We start from the raw sequence: 20,501 nt of genomic DNA, 5'->3' as shown, positions 1-20,501 counted from the left end.
AAAAGATATTTGGTGGTTGCTGTACCGCAACTTTTTTATTTTCTTCTGATTGCTATCAGGAGTCCTGCAAACAGCAGTGCTGCAATGGGAGCGAGTCCAACAGGACTCTTTGCTGTTTCAGCCTGTGTCTTTGCCACATCTTCTGTCATGACAGGTGTGGGAGTCTGGTCAGCACCCTCGGCCTCTGCCACAACACTGATGGTCTTTATTGATTTTTCATCAGATACCATTGTAGAGCCTTTTTCGGCTGCTATTGCGAAATATGAGAATCCTGGTGTTGTTGCACGGTAGAGGTAACTGCTGCCACTCTCACCGATGTATTCAGTAGGGAGGCCTTCCCATACCAAATCTTCCTCATTGTATCTGAACATTACAATGTCACCGGATGAATATCCGTTCTTTTTGAGCCAGTCCTTTGAGACCCTGAACTCAAGTGTGCCCTTTGAGATGTCGGTTTCATCAGCCCAGTATACTGTCACCTGATCATGTTCATAGACATCAAGAGGAAGCTTGTTAATTCCACGCGGAAGAGCTCTCTTCTCAACTGTCACCATCATCTTTGGAACATATTCATTTACAGTTGCAGTGACTTCGTATATTGCAGTGCTGTCAACACTGAATCCTGCGGTTTCACCCTCATCTATTTTTTCTGCAACACCTGAACCAATGTTGGGGTTACCTCCGCCACCACCGGATGTAACAGGGGCTGCTGTTGGTGCAGGAGTCGGTGTTGGTGTTACCGGAGCCACGTACTTTGAAAATTCATAGTTGCTGAAGTGGTTTGTCCATATGGTTGTTGAATTGGCAGTTGTGTTTACGGAAATAGTATCACTTGTCAGATAACCCTGTGAATTAAAACTAATTCCATCCCAGAGTGTTGTTTTGGAACCGCCGTCCGGTGTCACGCTTAAAACAAGATCACTTACAGCACTAAATGCAAATGCAGGGTACATTGTGAGAACTGCTTTTTTGTTAAACGCTGTCAGGGCTGAATTCAGATATATGGAGCTGTTTGTAACCACAATACCGGTTCCAAGATTATCAAGCTCTGATATTGTTGTTGTATCAAGCAGGTTTATGTTTTCAGCAAATGTCAGGTTTCCAAGGAGTTTATGGTCAACCGAACCGTTATCGACTACAATTGAAGGCTGAACAGCACTAAAGTCTGTGTATTCAGTCCAGTTTGATGAGTATGAACCGTTTATGTTCAGGTTTGTAATTGAATTGTAAGGGTTGAAATTTACTATATTGACTGAACCAACATCATATTCATTTACATAATCGGTACTTACCAGGTCTATGTGGATAGTATTTCCACCAAGCGTGTACTTCACCGGAACTTCACTGTTCATATTTGCAAAAACAACAGAAGCGGTGTCGTTAAACAGGATACCACTTGCAATACCCGCTGAATTAACAACAGTTGAAGTGTTCAAAACAAAATCATTGCTGTTGCCTGTGACATTGTCGAATACAGCTTTTACGGAAACATTACCGAAATAAGGAAGATTTCTTACATTTATTGTCGGATTCATGTTACCGCCATTTACAGACCATGTGCTGTTGTAAAAGTACCCGATTTTGTTTGAGCTGCTGTATGCTGTTCCGTTATACATTGAAAATTCGGGAACACTCAGACCAGTCATATAATCAGTTACAAGGTTTCCGGTTGCCGCGGGGGCTAGATATACTTTCCCTGACGGGGCAGTAATCTTATCTGAATTAAAAGTCAGGAAATTATTTGTTCCAACCAGATTTACACCAATACCGGTAGAATTTATGGTTAAAGTTTTTCCGATTGTAAAATTGTTGTTGCTTCCAGACATATTTAAGGCAATGCTGCTGGTACCAAGTATCTCATCCTTCTCCTCATATCCGGGGGTGTGAAGATTAAAATTATTATTTGAGCCGGTGATATTCAAAGCAGTTCCTGACCAGCCTGTTAAATTAAGCTTTAAAGAACCGGTATTCCCAACTGTGGTATCTGTGTTGAAATCAACATTTCCAAGCACCATCACCATTGAATTATTCTTAAATCCGGCTGCAAAATCCGGATCATACCAAAAATTCAGAACCTGCCCGCCGACATGGGTGCTGAAATTAACCTTTGCATCAGAGAATGCTATTGTATTGTTCATTCTAATCCACGGTGTCGTGACAGATGTTGTGCTATAACAAACATCTATTCTGACATCCTTGTCAAAGAGCGTCACATTTCCGGGTGTCATTGTTGAGTTTATGATCTCATTGTCAGATGTTGTATTCAGATAGATTACATCACCGGAGTTTGCATTCTGCAAAGCGACATCCAGTGCATTGTAATCATCGGAAGGCTGATTGCCTACAATTATATCTGCACCCATAACAGATGCCGGCATGATGATTAACAATATTAAAACCATTAATCCAAGTTCTCTAAGTCGACCAGACATAGTAAATAGTTTTTTATTACCCATACTAAAAAACATGATCGATTGATAAGGCATATATAGAGGCAATTCCATTTTGATGTGCATAACGTGTGTTTTTTATAAAGGTGTCTGTCCTATTTTGGAATGAAAAGATAAATATTTAGTGATTGCCAAAAAAGCAACAAAATTTAATTTATTTTTGACACGCAATAATATATCATTATTTTAATTTCACGCGGGACATTTGCATAAGCTAAAAAACACTCATGACAATTATTTTTTAATGGAGCACCCGACAAAAAAGATCTTTCCCGCACTGTTTGTGATTCTGATAATCACTTTTACAGTGCTTGTGATACTAACCTGTCTGATCCCCGGAGATGATAACAAAAGTCAGGGGGAAACCCGGATTCCGGGTGAACTCACCCAAATCTGCAGCGAAGTCCGGGCAGTCCTTGATGATATAGATAAAAGGGCAATGAGCGCTGCCGGCGAAATTTCAGAGGATATTTCAGGTGAAAACACTGAAAATATTCTTTATCAGACATATAATTCAACAAAGTGGGCAGTATCCTACGCCATGCTTTCAGCAGACGGGATTATTGAATACGCTGTCCCGGAAGAATATGAATCATCCGTAGGCCTTGACATAGGGGGCTTTGAGCCAGCAAAAACGATAATCTCGGAAAAAAAGCCGCTCTTAACCGATGCATTTACTGCACAGGAGGGATTCACCGGAGTTGAATTTGCCCAGCCTGTGATGACAGGCAGGGGAGAATATGCAGGAAGTGTTCTTGCAATGGCAAACCCGGACGAATTCCTCTCAGAGATAGTCACACCTCTTGAAAAGGAGAAGGGTGTCAGCATCACGGTAATGCAGACAGACGGCTGCATCCTCTATGACAGTGACAAGAATCAGGTCGGAAAAAATCTTTTTACTGACGATTTGTTTAAAAAATACCCAAACCTCCAGAATATGGGCAGAAAGATATCCTCACAAAAGAGCGGTTACGGAACCTACACGTTTTATGATTCGTCACAGGCAGGTCAGACACAGGTAAAAAAGCAGGCCTACTGGGATACTGTATCAAAATACGGGCAGGAATGGAGGGTGATAATGTTCAGACCGGTAGTGCCGGGGGTATAACGCGGACAGAGATTAAATCTCCCTGTCCATACTTCCGCTTACAAATCCGTCCAGATCGAGTGTTGCATACAAAAAACCTGATTTTTTCAGATTTTCTGAAATTTCCTCTCTTTTTTCTAGAATTATGCCCATGTCGCCCGGGTCCACCTCTATTCGTGCAATATATCCGTGGCATCTTACCCTGACCTGTCCGCAGCCAAAGGATTTGATAAAATCCTCAGCTTCTTCAACCGCAGAAAGCATCTCCGGAGAGATTACGCTGCCGTAGGAAAACCTTGTTACAAGGCATGAGGCGGATGGTTTTTCTGCATTTTTAAGATTATATTGACGGGCAAGTTCCCTGACATCATCTTTTGTGATCTCCGCATCCACAAAGGGATGAGCAATACCGGCTTCCTTTCCTGCCTGAAACCCGGGACGGAATACTTTTGTATCGGAAAAGTTTGTGCCATCTGCAACAGATGTCAGCCCCTGCCTTTTGGCCTCATTAAATAGAAGTTTTGAGTTTTTCTTCTTGCAGACATAGCAACGGTCTTTTTGGTTTTTTATAAAATCGTAATCTGCGAGAATTCCGGAGTTTAGAACATTACAGGGAATATTCAGATCATTTATAACCAGGAGGGCATCTGAAAACTCAGCTTTTGGCATAAGAGGACTCTTAATAATCGCACATGACATCTTATCCCCTAAAACCTCATGCGCAACAACCGCCAGAAGGGTGCTGTCAACTCCTCCGGAATATGACACCAGAAGACTCTGTTTATCAATTATAAAGGATTTCAGCCTTTCAAGACGGTTTTTTAAGGATGACAAAAGAGAACACCTGTGTTTAAAATTAAATTATCTTTTGATTTATTTTAGTCAGAGCACGAATCCCCGGCGCAGCTCCCTTCAACCCCTCTTGAAGCCATGCATATCTCACACATTCTCTTAGAGATGTCACCGGCGGAGTCTGCTATTATATCATCAACAAGTTTTGAGACAAGCTCTTTTGCATCGCCTAAAAACTCCACCCTGCATCCTCTTTTTCCGGAGACATACTGTGATACTGCCGAGGGTGCAATCTCAAGCATTTCTGCCGCTTTTTTCTGCGGGATGCCTCTTTTTACCAGTTCAACTGCAACAGAGGCACGAATTGCAGGCAATAATTCCCAGACTATCTGCTGGCACGGCGTATTCATTTTATCACAACCTATATCTAATCACAATCGTGAATATTAATTTATCAAATATGATATACCAGTTTTGTGTTAGAGACATAAAACCAGAAGACATAAAAATTGTTCTGCCGGATAAAAAAGCAGGATAAAAAAAGGGAATAAATTTATTCATCATAAAGATATAGGATGAACCGGTATGAAATTCAGTGACAGGTATGACAGACAGATAATGCTTTTTGGTGAAAAGGGACAAAAAAGACTTTCTGAGGCAAAGGTCTTCATTGCAGGCGCCGGAGGACTCGGAAGCCCGGTGGCTGTCTACCTCGCAATTGCAGGTATTAAAAGACTTGTCATCGCAGACTGCGACACAGTCTCACTCTCAAACCTGAACAGACAGTTTCTTCATACAAAAACCGATATAAACAGTAATAAAACCGATTCTGCCAGGGAAACACTTGAAAGGCTCAATGACGATGTGAAAATTATGACAGTCACCGAGCCGCTGTCAAAAGATAATATCCTTGGATTAACCATTGGGTGTGATCTGATTATCGACTGTCTTGACAACTTTAAGACAAGACATGTCCTGAACCGTGCGGCGATAGAGAAAAACATACCCCTGATTCATGGTGCCGTATCAGGATGGGACGGGCAGGCAACCACAATTATTCCGGGGCACACCCCCTGTCTTGAATGCATATTCCCAAACATCCCGCCGAAAGAAAAGTTTCCGATAGTCGGGACTACTGCCGGAGTTATCGGAACAATGCAGGCAAACGAGGCTGTGAGAATTCTTACCGGAAACGGCGCAACGATGGCCGGAAGACTTCTCATCTGGGACGGAAGGGCCTCCTCCATTGACGAGATGCATCTTTTAAGGGATGAAAAATGTCCCGCATGCTCAAAAATCTGATAATATTAACGGTGATCTCCAATGATTAAAACAGAAATTACAATATTTGCAAGATTCAGGGAAACATTCGGAAGCCACAGAACAATTGAATTCGAAGAGAGCAGTGAAGTCTATCTTAAAGATGCCCTTAAAAAACTCTGCGATGAAACCAAAGGCGGTTTTGAGATACTTTTTGACGATGACGGGGAATTCCTTGACAGTGTCCTTTTAATGCACAATAAAAAAAGAGTCGACCCTGATGAGGCAGACAAAATAATAATAAAAGACGGTGACGGTATTGTCCTGTACCCGCCGGTATCAGGAGGATAATAATATGGGAATTATTGCGATAACAAGAGAGGATATTGATGTTGCACAGCTTTTGAAGGATGCAAAGGACCCGAGAACAGGTGGAATTGTAATATTTGTCGGCACTGTCAGGGACGACGGTATGGAGGCGATAGAATTTGAGTCGTTCGATGAGGTTGCAATATCTGATATGGAAAATATTGCAAAGGCCGCAACGGAAAAGTTTTCACTGAATTCTGTCGACATCATTCACAGAAACGGACTTTTAAAAGTAGAAGACACAATTTTAGTTATCGTTGTCGGAGCGGGACACAGACCGGAGGCATTTGATGGTTGCCGCTATATCCTTGAAGAGATAAAACATTATGTACCAATCTGGAAGAAAGACATATCTGAGGGAGGGAAAGAACACTGGCATGCATAAGACTTCAGAACTGCAAAAAAAACTATACTAAAGAGACCCACAGAACAAAATCACCCGAGGAGACACTTGAGATAGTGTCACCGGTTGCAAGAAGCTGCGGTATCACAAGGGTTGCAGACATCACAGGTCTTGACAGGCTCAATATTCCGGTGTTCTCCTGCATCCGTCCGGGAGCGGCTGATGGTGCAATATCGGTTTACAACGGAAAAGGTGCGACGCCGACAGCGGCAAGGGTGTCTGCCATTATGGAGGGTATCGAGAGATATTCTGCCGAGATTAATGAGAGGGAACTGATAACGGGCAGGTTCTCCGAGCTCGGAGAGGCGGAGGCGGTGAACCCTTCTGATCTTATTCTTCCAAACGGTGTTGATCCCGATACCAAAATTCCCTGGCACAGGGGCTTTGACATTGTTAATGAGGAGGAGGTCTATGTCCCGGCACACGCTGTTTTCCACCCGGTTCCGCACGGGACTGCCAGGTTTTTCAGGACAAGCACAAACGGGATAGCTTCGGGCAATACTGTTGAGGAGGCGACTTTTCACGGACTCTGCGAGGTTGTTGAACGTGATGCCTGGTCACTTGTGGAGGCTTCCGGGTATGCCGGGCCTGTTATTGAAAACATCGGGAACGATCAGCTTAACTCCATGATTGATGCGTTTTCGGAGAACGAGGTTGAGCTGATTTTAAGGGATATCACAAGCGACAACGGCATTCCAACAGTTGCCGCCGTTGCGGATGATGTCAGGCTTAAAGACCCCTCGCTTCTCTGCATCGGAATGGGAACACATGTTTCACCGGTTATTGCGGCAATGCGGGCGATTACCGAGGTTGCACAGAGCAGGGCAACACAGATTCACGGTGCAAGGGAGGATACGACAGAGGCGGACTTTAGGAAACAGATCGGATACGAGAGGACAAAGAGGCTTAACAAAAAGTGGTTTGACAAAGCCGACTCAAAGGACTTTTCAGAGTTTGATGAGTTCGTCTCCGATGATTTCCTAAAAGACATTAATTATGTTTCTGAGAAACTCCAAAAGTCCGGCCTTGACAGGATTATCGTAAACGATCTGACAATGCCGGATGTATCCGTGCCTGTTGTCCGTGTCACAGTCCCCGGACTTGAGACGTTTGCGATGGACAATGAACGTGCAGGGGAGAGATGCAGAAGTGCCAGACGTAATCGTGTACTTAGGGCCAAGTCTGAGAAGAGATGAGGCAGAGGAGATTCTTTCCCCCTCTGTTGCAGAATTCCGTCCGCCTGTAAAAAGAGGCGATCTTGAAAAGGCAGTTTTGGATAAGCCAAAAGTTGTCTGCATCATCGACGGACTTTTTTTTCAGGACTGTTCTGTCGGCCACCGCGAGATTTTAAAGCTTTTAAAGTCAGGAATAAAGGTATACGGCTCGTCTTCGATGGGTGCCCTTCGTGCCTGTGAGCTTGAGCCGTTCGGGATGACAGGTGTTGGGAGAGTCTTTGAGATGTTCAGGGACGGAGTTATCGAGTCAGACGATGAGGTTGCACTTGCCTGTGATCCGTTCACAGACGAGGCTGTGTCTGATGCACTTGTTGACATCAGGATTAATCTTGAGAGTGCCGTTTTTGCAGGTGTTATCTCAAAAAAAGAGCGGGATGTTTTAATTAAGACTGCATCGGGGATTTATTACCCAAATAGGACTTACAGAAAAGTTTTAAAGACTGCCAAAGCCGAAGGTCTGATTTCCGTTGAGACTTTTGAGAGGCTTTCGGGGTACCTGAAGGAGCATTCGTTTTCGCAGAAGGAGAAGGATGCAAAGGAGCTTTTGAGGGTTGTTGGGGAAATGCTTAAAAGAAATAATACTTTAACAGAATTCAACTGAAACATCAGGTTTCTCTTTTAAAAATTTGTATATAATCTTCGCAATATTTTTTGATGTTATCAACGGATTAGATTCGCTTAATTCCTCAGGCTCGGATAAATTAAAATTTAGTAATTTTTCAAGATGTTCCAATACTATTATATATCCATAAGAACTCCCGAAAAAATAGTCATTATATTCAAATGGTTCATCGAATAATATTGGAAGTAATATAGTATCACAATCTCCTGTTCTAAGGATATGATTGACGTATGGAATCTTAACTGGTTTTATATTGAGATTTTCCTTGAAGTAATTGACTGCCCAGATATCATATTCATCCATATAATCTGAATCTATCTCCATAGACTCACCAGTTAAAATCTGCAGGCATGTTCTAAAAATATTGTAAGAACCATAACTACCTATTCGTGGATATTCATCATCCCCATCATAAGGAAATTTTCCAGAATAATAACCTTCGATATTTTGGCTAATAAGATCAACTAAGATCTGACGTTCCTTTTTTGGAATTGTCTGAATTATCCAGTCTGAAAAATCAACTCTTCTAATATTTAATCCCATTATTCTAACCCCAATATTGTTTTAGACAATATTAATACATGAATTCGATCAACAAATCTACGGAATTTTTGTTCATCAAATTCAATGCCTTTTTTCTTAAATTGTTCAATGGTGTAACTTTGAGAGTCCTTAAAAAATTGATGCAACTTTGTTGGAGGAATATTACTAATAAAACAGAATTGGGCTGCATCAGCTTGATCACTTTTTGCACTTGAAAATGCATTATATGAATTTAGCAAAAATCCATGAAAATCAGTATTTATGCTACCCGAAAGTTCATCACGATACTTACATTCTATGTACAGGATTTTTTTGGCTTCTTCATTTTTTTTAAGGCACATAGAAATATCATACCCCATTTCCCCAATGCAGGTTGCATAATTAGACACATCATATGCATCTCCAAATACATCAGATTCATATCCTAAAAATGGGCGCCCATATAACCATTTTTTTACTTTTTTCTGGTAATTTTTTCCTTTTTCGTGGGATCTCTCTCTCATAAACATCAGATAGTAAAATTTTTTGTTGGTGATCTTTGGGCTTTATTTCTTTGTATTAGAGACATATAATATAAATTCAACTTAATATGATTATGATAATTCTCCTCAATCAATATAACTTATACCAAAATTCCAATATATATTCTACTATCACTTTTTTGATTAATTATATAAATATTACAAAATTTAGTAAAAAAATAATTTTTAAAAGTCTAAAAATTTAAGTTTATCACTTTACCCCAATTCATCAGATAATTCTAAAATAGAATTTGATAATTTTAGAGATTTAGAAATACTATCTTTAAAATATCCTCATTGTGGATATTTTAGAAGCATAAATCATTCAAAATAAAATAAAACTTAATTTACTATATGGCACAAACCATTTCCTATTTTGTCTCTTATATTCAACTAATAATATGGGGAATGATAAGTGGATATGGAAATAACGGATAAATCAAAAGAACAGAAAGTTAATGAACTTGAAAAATGGTGCAAAGAAACTATCCACATGTTCAGGAAGGAATATGATTCTCTTGATCCTCTAGAACAATCCTGTATACAAAAATCTCTTTCTTTATTAGCTCCCTGCCAGATAGAAATTTTTTGGGTATCTAATCCCACCGAATTTCAACTTGTTGTGATATTTCATGATCCGGAAAGGAAAGATCAGGAAGTAATAATTAACGGGCCTTATCAGGGTTATGAGCTTGAATCCGAGGTTATCAAGATCATGGATGAACCCAGATGGAAAAGAAAAGCCAGATACAAAAAATCAGAAAACGATTCTTTCTTTATCGAACTGGACTTTGATGCAGGAAATCAGGAAAACAAATATTCAGATCTTTTTGTGAACCCCTTTTATGATTTATTGAACAAGCTCAGAAACAGTTCAACAATTCAATATAAAAAAAGGCCAATACAGTGGATCAATTTTTGGAAATGAGGATTGGTACAGTATAATAAATGGAAATCTTGCATCATTAAACAAACCAAAATTACTTCTTTTAGACTCAATTGAATCGGCCAGACAAGAGGCTATTCGGAGAAGAAACATAGAGAAAAATGGAGAAACTTTACCGGTTCATGAGATAAAAAACAAAGGATTTACCCGTTTCGCAGGGGCATATTATTATCCGGGATTATACATAGGTGACTCATTTGAACAATCCTTTGAAGAGAAATTATATGGGCCAAATACCTGGAAATATCCTATGTATGAGCATGAATTTTCTTTTGGGAGAAAAAAAGGTTATTTTGATAAATACGGCCTTGTAATCCTACAATGCACTTCAGAAGCGGAGACAATAAAAAAATTAAACCTTATTTTCGCAATATCTCTTATTAAAGGATTTCCTGTGCTTTCAGTTAGGAATACAGAAATAATTCATTCAAAAATATATGAAGATCGTGAAGTTCTTGGTCAGCCCTTGGGAGGACTAAAGTGGCATATTTCACATACGAAACGCTTCACACCCACAAATTTTCAGGGACAAAGAAAAAAAGGAATTTCTTTAGAAAAGATGTACGAAATTATTCAGGATTTTGAAAAGGCTCTTGATAATCAAAATCTTTCAAATTCTCTGTTATCACTTATTGAGAGTTACACACATTTGCACAATAAAGAATATTCTCAATCCTATCTATATAGCTGGTTGATTGTCGAACAGTATATAAAAAATAGATTTGAGGAAATCATAAATCAGAAAAATATGTCAACTGAGCGAAAAGGAAAATTTAAAGATCCTGACAGGTGGTCAAGCGATATCAAAATCGAATTTTTAAATCTTTATGGAAGTATTTCTGATGAGGAATATGAAAAGTTAAGTAAGTGCAACAAAAAAAGAAACAAATTTGTTCATAATGGTTTGCAAATAAATAAAGAATTAGCCGAATCTCTATATGATTTAAGTTTTAAGATTTTAGAGACGGAATTAATCAAAAAAGAAGAAAAAATCAACTAATATATCTTTCCAAATTCATCCCATCTATAATTTATCCTCCATTTCAACCCAAAAACCTACATATCCAACAACCCTAAAAATTAATCACAATGTATCTCTTCTTCGATGTCGAAACAAACGGGTTCCCAAGACGCAGCCGTGATCCGTTAAACAATGAGGTGATCCAGCCAAGAGTTGTTCAGATTGCCTTCTCACGATATTCAAAGCACGGGGAGGAGATGAGCTCTTATAATGAAATCGTGTATCCAGAGGATTTTGATATTCCCTGGCAGACTGTGAGAGTTCACGGAATCACAAAAGAAAGAGCACTCCGGGAAGGACTGCCCGGCAGCGAAGTGTTTAGTGCGTTTAATGCCGAAGCCAAAAAATCAGAATGTCTGGTTGCCCATAACTTTGCATTTGATTATCCGGTTGTAACAGCCGAGTTAAACCGTTATGGCCTGAAAAATGAAATCCGGGATAAAGAGCCAATATGCACAATGAAACCAAAATCTGTCAAGGATTTTTGTGCACTCCCGAAAAGCAACGGCGGGTATAAACAGCCGAAACTTATTGAACTGCATCAAAAGTTATTCGGCGAATCATTTGCCGGTGCCCATGATGCAAATGCCGACGTCAAAGCATGTGCACGCTGCTTTTTTGAACTAAAAGAGAGAGGAATTCTATAATTTTGTTTAATTTTTAACAAAATTACAGTTCACTATTCAGCCTGCAGTTTTATCGTGTTTGCAAAGGAGGTTTCGGCCTCTCTACCTAAAACTGATCAACATCCAGATAGCCGTTTTTAACAGAAGCGTACCACAACTCCAGAAACTCCGGCGGGAACGCATCCAGCGTTTGCATTATATTATAGGCAAAATCGACAAAACCCAGCGGGTTTGCCGTGATGATTCCACCATCGCTTACACTTGGCGCCTGCAAATACAGGTGTCTGCCCTGATAACCAGGGGCATGCTGTTTGAGCCACTCAGGGCCGCAGCTGGTGTGCCGGACAGTATCGAGAAATCCATGGTTTGCAAGAAATAATGTAGCCCCGCATATTGCTGCCACTGGGATATTATTCAGGATGCAGTCTTGGATGAGCGGAACCAGCCGGGCAGGATCATCGTGTTCGTATTGCGATGACCCGGGAAGAATGACCATCGCCGCTTCGCTGAGATCGACGCTATCAACATCTTTATCGGGAAGGATAGTTATTCCTCCGGAAGTAGTAACCGGCTCTTTGGTAAGCCCGAATGTGATGATATTGTAGCCTCTTTTTTTCGGTATATCGGTATTGAGATTTGATATCATCGCTATAGCAAGTGACGGTTCCCAGTCAGCAAGATTCGGGCATACATACAGGTATACATTTTTGTCCATTTCATCACCCTTTTGATATAGATAATATACGAATGTTCGAATTAAAAATATATGGAAACCGGGGAAACAAGATTCGGAACGGAAAAATGCATAATAACTAAAAAATCATTTTAATTTTTGCGAAAAATATTATCAAATGATATAGTTTATCGATAAGAAAAATCCAAATATTATCATGAAAATAACGTCAGTTTCATTAATCTCAATGCTTATTCTCGGCCTGTTTCTCATAACCGCCGGCTGCACACAGAGCCAGCCGGAAGTGGCCGCTTCAACGCCGCAGGTTACAGATATTGTCGGCGTCTGGACAGGAACAACGACCGGATACACCACAACCGCAGGATTCCGCGAAAGTAATACAACCTACACCATCACTGCACAAAAAGGACCTGCCTTTTTCGGTTCCAAGGTTTATACACGCTGGGATAATAACGAGTATTCCGAAAATCTGTCTGGCGTCATCTCCACTGCAGGGGAGATCTTCATTGTCGAAAACGATGATGGCTACACATTCGGCGAATTCATCAACCAAAATGAGATTGAACTCCGGCACCTTCAGGACGGTAACAATTCAATGGCCTTCATTGTCCGTCTTAACCGCGAAGAGAACTGATCTTCACCCCTCTTTTTTATAGCACAGCAAAGGATGCTCATTTGGGTGACTTAAACCCAGGGAATTCAGCAGGGAACTGGCAGCGTGCTGCTCATCGGTATCCTGAATTTATTGTAAGAATCGATAAATGCCACCCTGTATATCAGGATTCTGAATATATCAAAATGCCCGGATATTTTCTAATGTTCCGGTCACATTCAGCCTGATTACAACCACCACCCAATCCCTTTATACGAAAACCTCCCCATAAAAGAATTACAGATGACCGGCCCGGATATTGATGAATTTTTTAAAAGTGAGGAAATTCTGCTTTTCGGCGAGGTTGGTATCGAAGATATTCAAAATCCCGACCGGGAATATGCAGAGGAATTTCTCCGGGGGGCCGGCAGTGTCATTGTGTTTGCAAAGGAAGTTCCGGCTTCTCTCTATGATCTGCCGCCAAAAGAAAAGACCAAAAGGATGCTTTTAATAGCCGAATCTCTCGACAGGACAGCAAAAAGGCTGTCTTCCCTCCTTAACAAGAGCGGCATCGCTGCAAAACCAATTCCGCTCTACCTGCCACTTACCATCACAGACGGAAAAGTCAGGGGGCTTATCCGGCTAAAACAGATCGCAGAAACGGCAGGCCTTGGTGAGAGAGGAAAAAGCTCACTTTTAATAACAAAACCATACGGACCGGGGGTGTTTTTAAGCGGCGTTGTTACCGGCCGCCATATTCCCAAATACCGTCATATACCAGAAGAACCCGCAGGGCCTGTTGAAACACTCTGCACCGGCTGCGGGCTATGCATCAAAAACTGCCCGGGAAAAGTCTTTGGTCCCGACGGGGTGGATGCATTCAGTTGTGTCACAATCCGCCGCTTTGTTCCTCCCGTGTTTGTTCCGCCTGCAAAATGGGTTCTAAAACGCCGTCTGCTTCTAAGGTTAGCCGCCCCCGTCGCACCTTCTTTTGCCCGATTTGCAACGATGCCGTGCAGCAGGTGTGTGACAGTGTGTCCCCGGTTTTTAAAAAAGTCTGAAAGATAAAACAAAACGGCTGAGGAAAAGCAGAGAGGAAAATAATGAAAACACCATTGGAACAGGCAGAAGAATGGGTTAAAAAAGGGAATGCCCATGACCTCCTCTCACAATTAAAAGAGGCTCTTGCGGCATACAAAAGGGCTATTGAGATTGATCCGGGTGACACCGATGCAGAGGAAAGAATGAAAACAATGCTTTTTATTGTTTGCCAGAAGAAGAGAAAAACATGAAACCCTCAATCATTTTTTATTCATACACCGGGATCACCTGTGGTATAGCAGAGAAGATACAGGACGAAACAGGGGGCGAACTTGTCGAAGTTAAAACCAAAGAGCCCTATTCAAAGATAACAGCATACACACTCGGATGCTTCCGGGCAAGAAGAGGAGAGTGCGACAAAATTGAACAGGAATCAATTGATGTATCCGACTCGGACATTCTCGTTATCGGCACTCCGGTCTGGGCGTTTCGGGCAACGCCTGCGATAAATGCGGCTGTTGAAGCACTAAAGGGATGTGATGGAAAAACCGCCGTTTTGTTCGCCACCTGCGGAGGACAGGCAGGAGATACCCTGCCGGAACTCACAAAAGCTCTTACTGCAAAAGGGGTCAGGGTCAAAGGGGAGTTTCTCTTCGACAGAAATGACGTCAGGGACCAGGGCAGGATCAACGCCCTGATTGCCGCAGTCAAAACTGCCGGTGATTCAAAATGAAATCTGATCTATAACAAAACCTCAGATTCACCCCTCCCTCCGGTCCCGGCGTCACATACCGGGGGTAAAATACATTCACACCACCCTTGACAGTGTGCCTGTTTCCAGATTATAGTACAGACCATGCACCTCTATTCTCCCCTCGTCAACAGCCTGCCGGACTGAAGGGTAACTCATCAGGTGCTCAACCTGGAGCCTGACATTTTCAAGCTCTATCTCGCGGGTACGCTCCTTTTGATCCTCGGGAGTAACCGCCTTTGGCATCCTGGCATCGACCCGGGCCTTTGCCTCACGGGCATCATTGAGCCAGAGCGTGATGTAAGGGTCCTGAAGATCCTTATCCAGCGCCTTTACAGCACCGCAGTTGGAATGGCCTGCGACAATTATCTCTTTCACTTCAAGGTGATTTATCGAGTATTCAAGAACAGCGGAAAGACTCCAGTCATGGGCAGGCACAATATTCCCGACATTCCTTGTTACAAACAGTTCACCCGGCGGTGCACTGGTAATCCGTTCCGGAGCGGCCCGCGAATCGGAACACCCTATCCAGAGGACACCCGGACTCTGTGCCAGGGCGAGTTCCCGGTATCGCACCGGATTTTCTTTGAACTCATTCTCCCTGAAAGCCACGTTTCCCTCGAGTAGCTGGTCCACGAGCGGCCTGTCTGTTCCTTTGCCGGTGGCAGAACCGGTTTTGGTATCTTCAGTTACATTCGTTCGCATAACTCCCTACGGGATACTGAAAATGCATAATACTTTGGATCACAAAAAACGGTTCACCGCAGAAACAGACTCCCGCTCTTTTTCATATCCGGGCGGCATTTCATCTCAGGAACGGCCGTATCAGAGTCTGGTTACTTAATCGTACGTCTTTATAACTCTTAAGACAGAAATTAGAAGATTACTGATTTTCCATGCAGAGCAGTGATTACAAAATTTGTCATTACAGTTTTTCGTGTATAATTGTCCTGACCGTCATCTTTCTCATGACAGCCGGATGCCTTCAGAACACAAGGCAGGATGAATCCACAGATGTTTTCGTTCCCGGCCCGGACAGTCCCATACAGACACATTACTCATATGGTGAAATAACACAACTGAGGGAAAGTGCAGAACAGACTGCCAATGCCTCTTTAAATGCGATTACAGACATTGCTCCTGAAAAACGGAACTTTGAAAATACTGTCATTGCATTTGACAGTATAATGAATGACTATTCCGATTCAGTCATACCGCTTATCGCGATGGGAAATGTCTACCCTGATGCAAAGATAGCAGAAGAAGGTATGAAATCCGCGGAATCATATTATACATTCGATGCTGACGTTTACACCCGCCGCGACCTGTACAATGCACTTAAGAGTGTTAATCCCAGGAATCCTCAGGAATCACGCCTTTATGATGTGATTATAAGAGAATTTGAGCATAACGGGTTAAACCTTCCTGATGAGCGTCTCTTAAAGGTTCGTGAGATGAAACAGGAGCTGAGTGCTCTTGAATCACAGTTTTCAGCCAATCTGAACAACGATAACACAACAATTCAATTCTCACCTGATGATTTGAGGGGTGTGCCTGAGTCCTCCCTTAATTCCTTCTCAAAGACTCCAAAAAGTGATTACATTGTTACAATGAAATCCCCCGATTATAATGCCATAATGAAGTATGCCGAAAACAGCGAAACAAGGAGGAGGATGTATGAGGCAAAATTCAACATACAGGGTGAGGCAAACACGGCTCTTCTTGAGGAAGCAATTGTCCTGAGGGAAAAAATTGCAAAGGAGCTTGGATATCCGACATGGGCTGACTATAAGATTGACAAAAGGATGGCAGTAAACTCCTCAAATGTCATGGAATTTTTAACATCCTTAAAAGAGCCTTTAAAGGAGAAGACCAAAGATGAGACAGACGCTCTTTTGTTGATTAAACAAAGAACTGATGCGTCTGCAACAGAAGTCCGCCCCTGGGATATTTCCTATCTTGAGATGATAAACAAAAAAGAGCTCTACGGCTATGATGAAGAAGAGCTAAAGGAATACCTCCCCCTTGACAGTGTTCTTAACGGAATCTTCAATATCTGCGGCAGCCTGTTTGGAGTAGATTTTACTGAAGTTGAGGATGCACAGGTATGGCATCCCGATGTAAGACTGTATAAAGTTGAAGATCAGACAGACGGTGCAACAATCGGATACCTTTATCTTGATCTGTATCCGCGTGAAGGAAAATACGGTCATTTCTGTGCATCCCGGCTTATCACCGGAAGAATGGTAAATGGCACATATAATACGCCTGTATGTGCTATTATCGGGAATTTTGACAAACCTGAGGGCGACAGGCCTTCTCTTCTGACAATCCCCCAAATGTATAATCTCTTCCATGAGACCGGCCATGCAATGCACTTTCTCCTGACAAAAGCCCCGTACGGTACAATGTCAGGTTTTAATGTAGAGATGGATTTTGTGGAAACACCTTCACAGGCACTTGAGGAATGGGCATGGGACCCTGAAATTTTAAAATCTGTCTCCGCCCATTACAAAAACCCTTCAGAAAAGATGCCTGACGAAATCATTGAAAAAGCAATATCTTCAAGAAATGCCGGAAACGGATATTACTATAGCCGTCTGCTGGCCCGCTCTCTTGAGGATATGTATTTCAGCAGCCTTGACAGTCCTGTAAACACAACCGCTGTCTGGTACGAAACTTATGAGGATACTACCGGACTTAAACTTCCTGATGGAATTCATGATCAGGCCTCATTTGGTCATCTTATGGGGGGATATGATGCAGGATACTACGGCTATCTCTGGTCAAAGGTCTATGCACTAAACATTGTTGATGAATTCAAAGAGAACGGGATGACAAACCGGACACTCGGGATGAAATTCAGGAATGAGATTCTCGAAAAGGGCAACATGGAGGACGGAAATGTGCTTCTTAAAAACTTCCTCGGAAGAGAGCCCGGACCAAAAGCACTGTATGAATATATCGGGATAGAAACTTCCTCATGACAAAACTCTGGAAATAACAAATAAATATAAAATTATAATTCTTTTTTTGTTCCAAAGGAAAAAATGACGCTATATATTGTTGAGAAAACAGGGACTGTATATCCAAAAAATAAGAAATTCTGTCCGGATAAATGCAGAAAAGAATCTCCAATAATTATCTGAAATAATCAACTATCAAAATTTCAATCCTGACATGACAACATCTATTTTAAATTCTCTACGCCAAACAATATCTAGATTTCAAAAGTGAGGAACACTATGAGTTCAACAGAGTCCATGAAACTTGTCTATACAGGCAAGACAAAGAACGTCTACGCACTTGATGATGGAAATTATCTGCTTAAATTCAAGGATGACTGTACAGGGGCCGACGGCGTCTTTGACCCCGGCATGAATACTGTCGGGCTTACTATGGAAGGTGCAGGTCGTGCCTGTATCAGGCTGACAAAATATTTCTTTGAAATATTAAACCAAAAGGGAATCCCCACTCATTATATCGATGCTGATGTCGACAACGTCACTATGACTGTCAGGCCTGCAAAGACTTTCGGAGCCGGCCTGGAAGTAATCTGCCGTTTCCGTGCAGTCGGGAGTTTTTACAGACGTTACGGCGATTATGTGGAAGAAGCCGCACCACTGCCCGCTTTTGTCGAGACGACATTAAAGGACGATGACCGTGAGGACCCTCCGATTACAAAGGATGCACTCGGGAATCTCGGCATTATGACCCCTAATGAATACGATAAGGTCAAAGCATTAACCCAGCAGATTGCAACCATCATGAAGGACGAACTTGCGAAGAAGAATACCGAACTCTATGACATCAAGTTTGAATTTGGCAGGATCGGAGACGAGATCGTTTTAATCGACGAGATTTCAGGAGGAAACATGCGTGCTTACCGTGACGGAGAGTATGTCATGCCGCTTGAACTCGAAAAGATGATTCTTGATAATTAAAAAAACCTTTTTTTCAGAAATATAATCGCCATTCACTTCAGTTATCTGTTATTCTGGATTTTCAGGTGGCGGAGTCCTGTACCCCTTTAGAATTTTGGGTTTATCCGGATATGTGTGATCCTTCTTATTAATTTATACTGATATTCCCTCCTTTAAGGACATAATACTCCTAAAAAATAGCGGAATGAGAATTTAAAAAAAAAGACGGCAGGGGGTGGCAGGAATACTCCCCGTTTAGTTCAGTTCTTAAAACTGTGAATCGGTGCAGGGATTCTGCCGCCACGGTTTACGAAATCCTCACAGGAAAATTTGTTTACCTGCTGAACGGGTGCATAGCCCAAAAGGCCCCCGAACTCCACAGTATCGCCGACATCCTTCCCGATCACCGGAATCAGACGGACTGCGGTAGTCTTCTGGTTTATCATTCCGATTGCGGCCTCATCAGCGATGATGCCTGAGATTGTCGTGGCAGGGGTGTTTCCGGGGATTGCTATCATATCAAGACCGACAGAACATACGCAGGTCATTGCCTCAAGTTTTTCAATTGTAAGTGCCCCGCGGTTTACGGCATCGATCATGCCCTGATCTTCACTGACCGGGATAAAGGCACCACTGAGTCCGCCAACAAAAGAACTTGCCATAACTCCGCCCTTTTTCACCTGATCATTTAAAAGTGCAAGGGCAGCGGTTGTTCCGGGAGCACCCACTGACTCAAGACCCATCTCCTCTAAAATTTCCGCAACACTGTCACCGACCGAAGGTGTAGGTGCCAAAGAGAGATCAACAATGCCAAAAGGCACACCCAGCCTCTCCGAAGCCTCCTGGGCCACAAGCTGCCCCACACGGGTTACCTTGAAAGCCGTTTTTTTGACTGTCTCGCAGAGAACCTCAAAGTTCTCACCACGTACTCCCTCAAGTGCATGCTTTACAACACCCGGACCGCTGACACCCACATTTATTACAGCATCTCCTTCAGTCACGCCATGAAAGGCTCCGGCCATGAACGGATTGTCATCAGGGGCATTGCAAAAGACAACCAGTTTTGCACATCCCAAAGAGCTGTCTTCCTTTGTTGCCTCTGCAGTTTCCTTAACAATCTCGCCCATCAGTTTTACAGCATCCATGTTGATTCCGGTTTTTGTTGAGCCGATATTTACAGAGCTGCAAACCCTCTCCGTAGAGGAGAGAGCCATCGGGATTGAACGGATGAGGTTTTCATCAGTCGGCGTCATCCCTTTTGAAACGAGTGCTGAGTAGCCCCCGAGGAAATTAACCCCCGTATCTTTGGCGGCCTTATCGAGGGTTTTTGCAATCGTTACAAAATCCTCCGGAGACCTGCATGCACGCCCTCCGACAAGTGCAATCGGGGTTACCGAGATGCGTTTGTTTACAATTGGAATACCATATTCAATCTCAATTTCCCTGCCGGTGGAAACGAGATCCTTTGCTACACGGGTGATTTTATCGTATATGTTTTGGTTTAAGGTATCAAGGTCGGAATCACAGCAGTCAAGAAGGCTGATGCCAAGAGTAATAGTCCTGACATCCAGTTTTTCCTGCTCGATCATCTTGTTTGTCTCATTTACCTCAAATGTATTAATCAT

23 protein-coding genes are annotated in these 20,501 nt (G+C 42.3%); 15 read left to right on the top strand and 8 right to left on the bottom strand.

The genetic code is table 11. From position 1 onward, the window contains the following. Nucleotides 1-35 precede the first annotated feature (35 nt). Nucleotides 36-2,432 carry a PGF-pre-PGF domain-containing protein gene (locus tag F1737_RS00115; protein WP_317136756.1) on the bottom strand — a complete coding sequence of 799 codons (2,397 nt, stop codon included), beginning with the start codon at nucleotides 2,430-2,432 and terminating at the stop codon, nucleotides 36-38. A 223-nt stretch (nucleotides 2,433-2,655) separates the two neighbouring features. Here F1737_RS00115 and F1737_RS00110 point away from each other — a divergent pair, with 223 nt between their 5' ends. Next, nucleotides 2,656-3,558, top strand: coding sequence for a hypothetical protein (locus tag F1737_RS00110; protein WP_317136755.1), 903 nt, complete (start codon nucleotides 2,656-2,658; stop codon nucleotides 3,556-3,558). A 12-nt stretch (nucleotides 3,559-3,570) separates the two neighbouring features. Here the strand turns inward: F1737_RS00110 and larE are convergent, their stop codons facing one another. Together larE and F1737_RS00100 are read right to left on the bottom strand one after the other, a co-directional pair. Continuing rightward, nucleotides 3,571-4,371 carry an ATP-dependent sacrificial sulfur transferase LarE gene (larE, locus tag F1737_RS00105; protein ID WP_317136754.1) on the bottom strand — a complete coding sequence of 267 codons (801 nt, stop codon included), beginning with the start codon at nucleotides 4,369-4,371 and terminating at the stop codon, nucleotides 3,571-3,573. Between the two features lie 44 nt (nucleotides 4,372-4,415). Beyond that, the gene (locus F1737_RS00100) at nucleotides 4,416-4,739 is read right to left on the bottom strand and encodes a transcriptional regulator (RefSeq protein WP_317136753.1); all 324 of its coding nucleotides are present in this window, start codon (nucleotides 4,737-4,739) and stop codon (nucleotides 4,416-4,418) included. A gap of 175 nt (nucleotides 4,740-4,914) precedes the next feature. On the opposite strand from F1737_RS00100, the gene F1737_RS00095 reads away from it, so the two are divergent. The 5 genes from F1737_RS00095 to F1737_RS00075 are packed head-to-tail and all read left to right on the top strand — an operon-like array spanning nucleotide 4,915 to nucleotide 8,197. Continuing rightward, nucleotides 4,915-5,631 (top strand): HesA/MoeB/ThiF family protein, encoded by a 717-nt coding sequence (locus F1737_RS00095; protein ID WP_317136752.1) that lies wholly within the window; start codon nucleotides 4,915-4,917, stop codon nucleotides 5,629-5,631. Nucleotides 5,632-5,652: 21 nt separating this feature from the next. After that, entirely contained in the window at nucleotides 5,653-5,940 is a 288-nt protein-coding gene (locus F1737_RS00090) for a MoaD/ThiS family protein (protein ID WP_317136751.1), read from the top strand. 4 nt (nucleotides 5,941-5,944) lie between these two features. Continuing rightward, complete coding sequence (locus tag F1737_RS00085; protein ID WP_317136750.1) at nucleotides 5,945-6,343, top strand: molybdenum cofactor biosynthesis protein MoaE; 399 nt, start codon at nucleotides 5,945-5,947, stop codon at nucleotides 6,341-6,343. Further along, the gene (locus tag F1737_RS00080; RefSeq protein ID WP_317137901.1) at nucleotides 6,340-7,557 is read left to right on the top strand and encodes a YcaO-related McrA-glycine thioamidation protein; all 1,218 of its coding nucleotides are present in this window, start codon (nucleotides 6,340-6,342) and stop codon (nucleotides 7,555-7,557) included. Before F1737_RS00085 ends, F1737_RS00080 begins: the two co-directional genes overlap by 4 nt. Then, nucleotides 7,511-8,197: a TfuA-related McrA-glycine thioamidation protein gene (locus F1737_RS00075; RefSeq protein WP_317136749.1), complete on the top strand. Its 687-nt coding sequence runs from the start codon at nucleotides 7,511-7,513 to the stop codon at nucleotides 8,195-8,197. The genes F1737_RS00080 and F1737_RS00075 overlap by 47 nt, the downstream gene beginning before the upstream one ends. Here the strand turns inward: F1737_RS00075 and F1737_RS00070 are convergent. Together F1737_RS00070 and F1737_RS00065 are read right to left on the bottom strand one after the other, a co-directional pair. Further along, nucleotides 8,180-8,761: a hypothetical protein gene (locus F1737_RS00070; RefSeq protein ID WP_317136748.1), complete on the bottom strand. Its 582-nt coding sequence runs from the start codon at nucleotides 8,759-8,761 to the stop codon at nucleotides 8,180-8,182. The genes F1737_RS00075 and F1737_RS00070 overlap by 18 nt on opposite strands. Further along, the gene (locus F1737_RS00065) at nucleotides 8,761-9,264 is read right to left on the bottom strand and encodes a hypothetical protein (protein WP_317136747.1); all 504 of its coding nucleotides are present in this window, start codon (nucleotides 9,262-9,264) and stop codon (nucleotides 8,761-8,763) included. The genes F1737_RS00070 and F1737_RS00065 overlap by 1 nt, the downstream gene beginning before the upstream one ends. A gap of 433 nt (nucleotides 9,265-9,697) precedes the next feature. Here F1737_RS00065 and F1737_RS00060 point away from each other — a divergent pair, with 433 nt between their 5' ends. The 3 genes from F1737_RS00060 to F1737_RS00050 all read left to right on the top strand — a co-directional run bounded on the left by F1737_RS00060 (nucleotide 9,698) and on the right by F1737_RS00050 (nucleotide 11,896). Continuing rightward, nucleotides 9,698-10,210, top strand: a complete 513-nt coding sequence (locus F1737_RS00060) for a hypothetical protein (protein ID WP_317136746.1) — start codon at nucleotides 9,698-9,700, stop codon at nucleotides 10,208-10,210. 268 nt (nucleotides 10,211-10,478) lie between these two features. Continuing rightward, the gene (locus tag F1737_RS00055) at nucleotides 10,479-11,228 is read left to right on the top strand and encodes a hypothetical protein (RefSeq protein ID WP_317136745.1); all 750 of its coding nucleotides are present in this window, start codon (nucleotides 10,479-10,481) and stop codon (nucleotides 11,226-11,228) included. 89 nt (nucleotides 11,229-11,317) lie between these two features. Continuing rightward, nucleotides 11,318-11,896 carry a 3'-5' exonuclease gene (locus F1737_RS00050; RefSeq protein WP_317136744.1) on the top strand — a complete coding sequence of 193 codons (579 nt, stop codon included), beginning with the start codon at nucleotides 11,318-11,320 and terminating at the stop codon, nucleotides 11,894-11,896. Between the two features lie 85 nt (nucleotides 11,897-11,981). On the opposite strand, the gene F1737_RS00045 is transcribed toward F1737_RS00050, so the two are convergent. Then, nucleotides 11,982-12,590, bottom strand: a complete 609-nt coding sequence (locus F1737_RS00045; RefSeq protein WP_317136743.1) for a type 1 glutamine amidotransferase family protein — start codon at nucleotides 12,588-12,590, stop codon at nucleotides 11,982-11,984. A 175-nt stretch (nucleotides 12,591-12,765) separates the two neighbouring features. Between F1737_RS00045 and F1737_RS00040 the strand changes: the two genes are divergently transcribed. The 4 genes from F1737_RS00040 to F1737_RS00025 all read left to right on the top strand — a co-directional run bounded on the left by F1737_RS00040 (nucleotide 12,766) and on the right by F1737_RS00025 (nucleotide 14,935). Then, nucleotides 12,766-13,203, top strand: coding sequence for a hypothetical protein (locus tag F1737_RS00040; protein ID WP_317136742.1), 438 nt, complete (start codon nucleotides 12,766-12,768; stop codon nucleotides 13,201-13,203). 261 nt (nucleotides 13,204-13,464) lie between these two features. Then, entirely contained in the window at nucleotides 13,465-14,229 is a 765-nt protein-coding gene (locus F1737_RS00035) for a hypothetical protein (protein ID WP_317136741.1), read from the top strand. A gap of 35 nt (nucleotides 14,230-14,264) precedes the next feature. Continuing rightward, complete coding sequence (locus F1737_RS00030; protein WP_317136740.1) at nucleotides 14,265-14,453, top strand: tetratricopeptide repeat protein; 189 nt, start codon at nucleotides 14,265-14,267, stop codon at nucleotides 14,451-14,453. Continuing rightward, a complete protein-coding gene (locus tag F1737_RS00025; RefSeq protein ID WP_317136739.1) occupies nucleotides 14,450-14,935 on the top strand; it encodes a flavodoxin family protein in 486 nt (161 codons plus the stop codon). The genes F1737_RS00030 and F1737_RS00025 overlap by 4 nt, the downstream gene beginning before the upstream one ends. A gap of 75 nt (nucleotides 14,936-15,010) precedes the next feature. Here F1737_RS00025 and F1737_RS00020 read toward each other — a convergent pair whose 3' ends face one another. Continuing rightward, nucleotides 15,011-15,658, bottom strand: a complete 648-nt coding sequence (locus F1737_RS00020; protein WP_317136738.1) for a carbonic anhydrase — start codon at nucleotides 15,656-15,658, stop codon at nucleotides 15,011-15,013. A gap of 191 nt (nucleotides 15,659-15,849) precedes the next feature. On the opposite strand from F1737_RS00020, the gene F1737_RS00015 reads away from it, so the two are divergent. Beyond that, complete coding sequence (locus F1737_RS00015) at nucleotides 15,850-17,940, top strand: M3 family metallopeptidase (protein ID WP_317136737.1); 2,091 nt, start codon at nucleotides 15,850-15,852, stop codon at nucleotides 17,938-17,940. 258 nt (nucleotides 17,941-18,198) lie between these two features. Continuing rightward, nucleotides 18,199-18,897 (top strand): phosphoribosylaminoimidazolesuccinocarboxamide synthase, encoded by a 699-nt coding sequence (locus F1737_RS00010; RefSeq protein WP_317136736.1) that lies wholly within the window; start codon nucleotides 18,199-18,201, stop codon nucleotides 18,895-18,897. Nucleotides 18,898-19,136: 239 nt separating this feature from the next. On the opposite strand, the gene F1737_RS00005 is transcribed toward F1737_RS00010, so the two are convergent. Continuing rightward, nucleotides 19,137-20,501: a PFL family protein gene (locus F1737_RS00005; protein ID WP_317136735.1), complete on the bottom strand. Its 1,365-nt coding sequence runs from the start codon at nucleotides 20,499-20,501 to the stop codon at nucleotides 19,137-19,139.

The organism is Methanoplanus sp. FWC-SCC4, from assembly GCF_032878975.1.
Classification (GTDB): Archaea; Halobacteriota; Methanomicrobia; order Methanomicrobiales; family Methanomicrobiaceae; genus Methanochimaera; species Methanochimaera problematica.
The sequence above is the reverse complement of the archived record's forward strand: the minus strand, read 5'-3'. Positions and strand labels throughout refer to the sequence as shown.

Bases quoted from the DNA above. Each gene is read 5' to 3' on its own strand.
- F1737_RS00045 (WP_317136743.1), bottom strand. From the start codon at position 12,590: ATGGACAAAAATGTATACCTGTATGTATGCCCGAATCTTGCTGACTGG.
- F1737_RS00020 (WP_317136738.1), bottom strand. From the start codon at position 15,658: ATGCGAACGAATGTAACTGAAGATACCAAAACCGGTTCTGCCACCGGC.
- F1737_RS00030 (WP_317136740.1), top strand. From the start codon at position 14,265: ATGAAAACACCATTGGAACAGGCAGAAGAATGGGTTAAAAAAGGGAAT.
- F1737_RS00065 (WP_317136747.1), bottom strand. From the start codon at position 9,264: ATGAGAGAGAGATCCCACGAAAAAGGAAAAAATTACCAGAAAAAAGTA.
- F1737_RS00010 (WP_317136736.1), top strand. From the start codon at position 18,199: ATGAGTTCAACAGAGTCCATGAAACTTGTCTATACAGGCAAGACAAAG.
- F1737_RS00055 (WP_317136745.1), top strand. From the start codon at position 10,479: ATGTATGAGCATGAATTTTCTTTTGGGAGAAAAAAAGGTTATTTTGAT.
- F1737_RS00040 (WP_317136742.1), top strand. From the start codon at position 12,766: ATGAAAATAACGTCAGTTTCATTAATCTCAATGCTTATTCTCGGCCTG.
- F1737_RS00100 (WP_317136753.1), bottom strand. From the start codon at position 4,739: ATGAATACGCCGTGCCAGCAGATAGTCTGGGAATTATTGCCTGCAATT.
- F1737_RS00095 (WP_317136752.1), top strand. From the start codon at position 4,915: ATGAAATTCAGTGACAGGTATGACAGACAGATAATGCTTTTTGGTGAA.
- F1737_RS00090 (WP_317136751.1), top strand. From the start codon at position 5,653: ATGATTAAAACAGAAATTACAATATTTGCAAGATTCAGGGAAACATTC.
- F1737_RS00015 (WP_317136737.1), top strand. From the start codon at position 15,850: ATGCAGAGCAGTGATTACAAAATTTGTCATTACAGTTTTTCGTGTATA.
- F1737_RS00085 (WP_317136750.1), top strand. From the start codon at position 5,945: ATGGGAATTATTGCGATAACAAGAGAGGATATTGATGTTGCACAGCTT.
- F1737_RS00035 (WP_317136741.1), top strand. From the start codon at position 13,465: ATGACCGGCCCGGATATTGATGAATTTTTTAAAAGTGAGGAAATTCTG.
- F1737_RS00115 (WP_317136756.1), bottom strand. From the start codon at position 2,432: ATGTCTGGTCGACTTAGAGAACTTGGATTAATGGTTTTAATATTGTTA.
- F1737_RS00005 (WP_317136735.1), bottom strand. From the start codon at position 20,501: ATGATTAATACATTTGAGGTAAATGAGACAAACAAGATGATCGAGCAG.
- F1737_RS00070 (WP_317136748.1), bottom strand. From the start codon at position 8,761: ATGGGATTAAATATTAGAAGAGTTGATTTTTCAGACTGGATAATTCAG.
- F1737_RS00050 (WP_317136744.1), top strand. From the start codon at position 11,318: ATGTATCTCTTCTTCGATGTCGAAACAAACGGGTTCCCAAGACGCAGC.
- F1737_RS00025 (WP_317136739.1), top strand. From the start codon at position 14,450: ATGAAACCCTCAATCATTTTTTATTCATACACCGGGATCACCTGTGGT.